This is a genomic window from Sphingomonas sp. FUKUSWIS1 (assembly GCF_000733135.1).
Lineage (GTDB): Bacteria > Pseudomonadota > Alphaproteobacteria > Sphingomonadales > Sphingomonadaceae > Sphingomonas > Sphingomonas aerolata.
In genome coordinates this window covers 21,374-27,483 of the sequence record NZ_JPJC01000261.1, presented here as the reverse complement: position 1 = coordinate 27,483, position 6,110 = coordinate 21,374, and the positions used below count along the sequence as shown (strand labels likewise).

The 6,110-nt window shown below is 67.0% G+C and carries 5 protein-coding genes; all 5 read right to left on the bottom strand.

All coding sequences use genetic code 11. From position 1 onward, the window contains the following. On the bottom strand, positions 1 to 1,554 hold a 1,554-nt coding region (locus tag sphsw_RS17100; RefSeq protein ID WP_235188445.1), incomplete at its 3' end, for a L,D-transpeptidase family protein. 145 nt (positions 1,555 to 1,699) lie between these two features. Further along, the gene (locus sphsw_RS17095) at positions 1,700 to 3,331 is read right to left on the bottom strand and encodes a M28 family peptidase (protein WP_031441670.1); all 1,632 of its coding nucleotides are present in this window, start codon (positions 3,329 to 3,331) and stop codon (positions 1,700 to 1,702) included. An 83-nt stretch (positions 3,332 to 3,414) separates the two neighbouring features. Next, complete coding sequence (locus sphsw_RS17090) at positions 3,415 to 4,227, bottom strand: DUF1206 domain-containing protein (protein ID WP_031441669.1); 813 nt, start codon at positions 4,225 to 4,227, stop codon at positions 3,415 to 3,417. A 139-nt stretch (positions 4,228 to 4,366) separates the two neighbouring features. Further along, the gene (locus tag sphsw_RS17085) at positions 4,367 to 5,212 is read right to left on the bottom strand and encodes an EAL domain-containing protein (protein ID WP_320481508.1); all 846 of its coding nucleotides are present in this window, start codon (positions 5,210 to 5,212) and stop codon (positions 4,367 to 4,369) included. 167 nt (positions 5,213 to 5,379) lie between these two features. Further along, positions 5,380 to 6,110 (bottom strand): ATP-binding protein (locus sphsw_RS20665; RefSeq protein ID WP_042467663.1); only part of this gene is annotated, 731 nt, incomplete at its 5' end.

Genomic DNA, 6,110 nt, shown 5'->3' with positions numbered 1-6,110 from the left:
CGCCGACCGTGCCTCGATCTTGGAGGCCAGTGTCGAATCCCAGCTATAGGGATCCGCGCGGAAGTTCATCTGGCCGTTACCACTGGCGAATGCCGTCCAATAGAGGAGATAGACCGATACGGGCTTGCTAAGCCGCGCCCGCACCGTAGCGCCCTTATCGACCGTCGCCGCGACCGTCTCGGGGGTCCATTGCGGATCACCCGCCAGCAGGAGGTTGGCAAGCTCGGCGGGCTTTTCGAGCCGGACGCACCCATGACTCGCCAGACGGCTGAAGCTCGCAAACTTCGCGCGTGACGGGGTGTCGTGCAGATACACCGAATAGGGATTGTCGAAATCGAACTTGTACCGCCCCAGCGCGCTCTGCGTACCAGCGGCCTGCTGCAGCCGCGTGCCGCCGATCACCTTGAAGCCGTTGCGCTTCAGGTATCCCGGATTGGCCTTTTCCTTCGGCCAGAGCTCGCGTGTCGCGATCGAGGTCGGGACGTTCCAGGGCGGATTGATCACGACGCTGTGAATCGTCGAGGTCAGCATCGGCGTCTCGTCACCCGGTCGCCCGGTGACCGCGCGCATCGACGTGATCGGCCGGTCGCCGTCGAATACCGTCAGGACCGCGGCGGCGATATTCACCTGAATGCGATCCTTGGGCAGTTCCTGCGGCAGCCAGCGCCAGCGTTCCATGTTCGCCATGATCTGGCGGACGCGATCGGTCGCCGAGACGTTCAGCGCGCCCAGCGTCTGCCCCGACACGATCCCGCTCGGGTTGAGCCCGTAGCGCCGCTGCGCGCGACGTACCCCCTCGAGCAGCGCGGCGTCGAACCGGTCGCCGCCGGCCGATACGTCCTTGTCCTCGACCGCGAGGCGCTGGCGCAGCGCGGTCACGCGTGGGCCCGTCGCGCCGATCGTCATGTCCGGCCCACTCGCCAGCACCGACCAACCGCCCGCCGCCGCGATCGCGCGATAGCGCTCGAGCCCGGCCTTGAGCCCGTCATACCCTGAATAGGGCGGCGGCAACGCGGCGAACCACGCGGCGATCCGGTCACGCTTCACCGCATCGGCAAAGCCCGGCAGCGGATCGAAGGCGGGCGGGCGCATGCCCCAGTCACGCTGGAAGTCTGCCTCGGACAAACGCCCAGCATGCACCGCGCGGGCATGGTCGAGCGCTTCGCGGACCAATGTGTCGTTGTCGACGTCGAGCACCAGCGCCGGCCGCGCGAGGGCAAGCCCCTGCCCCATCGAGTCCGACGCAAGCAGCTTCTGCAGCTGTTTGACCTGGGCAACGGACAGCACCGGCATGCGAACGGTAGGCACCACTGGCGGCACCGCCATGCGCGGCGTCATCGCTTGGGCCGGAAGCGCAGGCTGGCTGGCCGGCGGGTTCGATGGGGAGACAGGCCTTTGCGGCTGGGTCTGGAACAGTTGCGGCGGCACCAGCTGCTCCTGCGGCGCTCGGGCCGAAACGGCGTCGACCGGGAGCAACAGGGCCACCACCGCGGCACCGCTCAGCATCGTGCCGAACCAGGGGGCGTTCGTCTTTGTCTTTGAAAGGCTTTGCATAGCGTCCCTATAGCGATCGCGTCCTGCGTCGCACGGGCAATATCGCCCTAGCCTGAATAAAGCCCGGACGACGCGATATTTCCCGCCGCCTTGCTGACTATCACAGGGCCCAACGCCCCCTTCGGCCCGGCCACGGCCGTGCCCGTCATTTGCGCGCCGCCCGAGTCGCGTCGCGCGCCGCTGCGAACGGCTCGGACGCGTTCCAGACCGGCCATGCCGTCCCCTCGGCGACCTCGCGGCCCAGCGCATAGGCGACGCTGCCCTCCTGCGCGGCGCCGGTCATGTCCCAGCGTGCGTCGAATTCGTCGCAGGTCTGATGATAGCATCGTGCGTTGAACCGATCGCGCATCGCCTCGCCCGCCTTCGCCCCGCCCGTCACCAGATCGCGGCCCGCGCGGAAATACACCCCCGGCACGCCCTTCTGCGCCAGCGCATAATGGTCCGAGCGGTAATACCAGCCCGCCTCGGTATTCTCCTCGGGCACGATCCGCAGCCCCTGCGCCGCCGCAACCCGCGTGAGGTCACGCTCCATCGGCGTTCGCCCGACGCCGATCAGTTCGAGATCGCGGGTTCGCCCCAGCACGACATGCGGGTCGAGATTGAACTGTGCCGCGGTCGTCGCGAGCGGCAGGACCGGGTGGTCGGCGTACCAGCTTGCACCAAGCAGCCCCTTCTCTTCCGCAGTCCACAGCGCGAACACGACCGAACGCCGCGGCCGGGCGGCGCCCGCATAAGCGTGCGCGATCTCGAGCAGCGTCGCGGTGCCGGTCCCGTTGTCGATCGCGCCGTTGCGGATCCGGTCCGCGGGCGGATCGAACGCGTTCTCCCCATAGGCATCCCAATGCGCGCCATAGAGAATGCTGCCCGCCGCGGGATCGGTGCCCGGAAGAACGCCGACGACATTGTGGCTCGCGACATGTTCCATCCGCGTTTGAACACGCGCCGACAGGGTCGCACCCTTCAATATGATCGCAGCGAAATCGGCGCGCTGTGCGGCAGCCTTCGCCGCGGCATAATCCAGCCCCGCCTGCCGCAGCAGACGGATTCCGATGTCGTTGCGCAGGTTGCCGCGCAGTCCGAACGCCGCAGGCACCGTCCCGGTGTCGAGCGCATAGCCCGGTACCGCGTCGCCGTTCGCGATCTGCAGCCAGGGATAGCTGGCCGGAAACGTCTCGTGGATCGTCAGGAACGCCGCTGCGCCGCGCTTCTGCGCCTCGCTGAGCTTGGTCCGTGCGGCCGGACTTGAGGCCCGTCCCCCAAATCCCAAGTCGCGTCCCGCCTCGACATCGGGATCGCCGGCCAGGGCGACGACGATCTTGCCGCGCACATCGACCCCGCGATACGGATCATAGCCGAGCTTCGGTTCGACCACGCCATAGCCGACAAAAACGATATCGGCATGATCGAGCTCGGTCGTACCGACGATCCGCGACGATGCCGCGATCTCGATCCCCGGCCGTAATGGCACCGACTGGTCGCCGAGATGCAGCGTGAAGGTTGCGGCTTCGCGGGTCCAGCGCAGCAGGGGCACACGCTGCCGATAGCTGGAGCCGACAATGGGTTTCAGCCCGAGTTGCTTGAAACGTCGCTCGAGGAATTCGAGCGTGACCGCCTCACCCGCCTGGGTCGGCCCGCGCCCATGGAACGCATCCGCGCTCAGCGTCTTGACGTCCGCCTTGATCCGGTCGGGCGACAGGATGGGTGGCCGTGGATCAGCGGCGATGGCGGCGGTGGTGGCCGAGACGGTGAGCAGCAGCAGCGGCAGGAGGCGTTTCATCGGCACAACCTGCCCGCGATGTGTCACGTGCACAAGCGAACGAATGAGATCGCACGCTATTCCCGCGCCTTAGGCCGCGATCTTCAGCCCGGCAGACGAACCTGAACGCGGCGAAAGCGCGCTTCGACAAAGCTGTAGACGCCGAACAATCCCAGCCCGACGCCCGTCGCGGCCAACAGCCATTTGCCCCCCGGCTGGTCCTGCAGCATCGCCAGCGCGTCGGCCATGCCGCCGGCTTCGGTCGCATGCGCCTGCCATGCCGCGACCGCGAAAAAGCCCGCGATGATCGTGAAGACGACCGCGCGGGCGCCATATCCCAGCCGCCCCATCGTGCAGACATAGGAAGGCAGCGAGCCGTCATTGTGCAGGTCCTTGACGAAATCGCCCTTCCAGGCTTTTTTCGCCTGCATCACCGCCGCGGTGAGGATACCGATTGCGACCACGGCAACCAGCACGCGGCCGAACGGCACCGACAGCAGCCAGCCGGTCCAGTCGCGGGCACTCTCGTCACCCGGGGACTGCCCGCCGCCGCCCGTCCTTGGTTGCCAGGCGAGACGTGCCGCACTCCAGGCAAGGATGAGGTGGGCGATCCCGCTGACGACGTGCCCGATCCGGGTCAAGGCGCCCTTGGCGTCGCGCATGATCTGCTCCGGATCGGCGATCGCTTCGGTCAGCCGCCATACCGCATAGCCGAGCAGACCCGCGGCAATGACGGCCAGCAGGACGGCACCGAGCTGCTCGTCCGCCAGCGATCCGATCGCACCCTGATTGTCGGCGATCGTTCCGCCGCGCATTGCCGCATCGACCGCAAACCAGGCAACCAGACAATAAACCAGCCCGCGCGCGGCGAAGCCGAGACGTGCGAGTTGCGTCGCACGGACATCCGAGATGGTCACCGCAAATCCCCCTGGATCATATTGATCGTTACGCCGGCTAAACCCGCCGTGCGCAGCGACGTTCCGCCGGCGGTCACGACATCGCCGCGGCGACGCGGATCGGCGCAGCCCGGTACCGCGCCCGGGCCGCACCGGACCGTCAGGCGTGGACCACCTCTGCGGCGTCCGCGAAGGGGACCGGAAGGCGTGCAATCGCGGGACGCGCGATCAGGTAGCCCTGGCACAACCGTACCCCGAGCGCGCGCAACGCCGCCAGTTCGCCCGAAGTCTCGATCCCCTCGGCGATCGGGATGATGCCAAGTTCGTCGCACAATGCGATGACCGCGGCGACGATCGACCGCTTCACGGCGGACCCGTCGATCCCGCGGATCAATGCCATGTCGATTTTGATGACATCGGGATTAAGTTCGGCGAGCAGCCCCAGCCCCGCATAGCCCGCGCCGAAATCGTCGATCGCGGTCACGAACCCTTGCGCACGGTACGCCTCGATGATCCGCCGTACATGCGGCACGTCGCGCATGCGTTCGTTCTCGGTGAATTCGAACATCAGGTTGCGCTTGTCGAAGCCGACCCGCGCCGCTGCCCCCAGCGTCGCCCGGATACAGGCATTGGGTTCATAGACCGCGTTCGGCATGAAATTGATCGACAGCTTCACGTCCTCGCCCGGCGTGAACAGCGCGCCAGCCATCTCTACCGCGCGCACACGGCAAGCCTGATCGAACCCGTAGATCATGTCCCCCGACACCCTGTCGAGGATCGCCCCCGCGCCCGCACCGTCGGTGCCGCGAACCAGCGCTTCATAGGCCCAGACCCGCTCCGTCGCGATGTTGACGATCGGCTGGAACGCCATCGTGAAATCGAACGGGAGCATGCTGCCGGTGCCACAGGCACCGCACGTCACACGGGTCGCCGTCTCGACTGGTGCGATCGCGTCCGCTGGAGCGCGGGATGCAGCCCGGAATGGGGCGGGGTCGATAAATGTCACTGTCGCTCCTTACCGCGCTCTGTCGGGGCCGGACGGGCATAAGGACCGGCGCGACGCCACCTCACTCCAAACTCGGTGAGGTCATTGTTAATCTACAACAATTAACAGAATGAGTAGTACTAGCTTATTATCATAGATCAAGTATCTTGTAGACGTGAAAACATGCGTCAATTGGTTGGCGGACGGCGGCGATAGCTCAGCGCTTCCGCGACATGGATACGCGCTACGTGATCGGCGCCGGCCAGATCCGCGATCGTCCGCGCGACGCGCAGTATTCGGGTGTAACCCCGAGCGGTCAGCCGCATCGCCTCTGCCGCCTGCACCAGCAGACGCTGTCCCGGCGCATCGGGGGTAGCGACCGACTCGAGCAACGGGCCGTCCGCCTGGGCATTCGTCCGCACGGGATGATCGCGATAGCGCTCGGTCTGCACTCGGCGCGCCACCGCCACTCGAGCCGCCACCGCTGCCGATCCCTCGCCGGCCTGGGGCAGGACGAGATCCGCCGCCGTGACCGCTGCCACATCGATGTGCAGGTCGATTCGGTCGAGCAGCGGCCCCGACACCTTCGCCTGATAGTCCGCGGCACAGCGCGGTGCCCGCGCACAGGCAAGGCCGGCATCGCCGAGATGACCGCAACGACACGGGTTCATCGCCGCGATCAGCTGGACGCGTGCGGGGAAGGTCACATGCGCATTGGCGCGCGCGACGCTGATCGTTCCCGTCTCAAGCGGCTGGCGCAGCGAATCGAGTACCGCCCGCTGGAACTCGGGCAATTCGTCAAGGAACAGCACACCCAGATGCGCCAGGCTGACCTCCCCGGGCTTCACCTTCAGCCCTCCCCCGGTCAGCGCAGCCATCGACGCCGAATGATGCGGGCTGCGGAACGGGCGGGTTCGAG

Excerpts from the sequence above, each read along its gene's own strand:
- sphsw_RS17095 (WP_031441670.1), bottom strand. The coding sequence starts at position 3,331 with ATGAAACGCCTCCTGCCGCTGCTGCTGCTCACCGTCTCGGCCACCACC.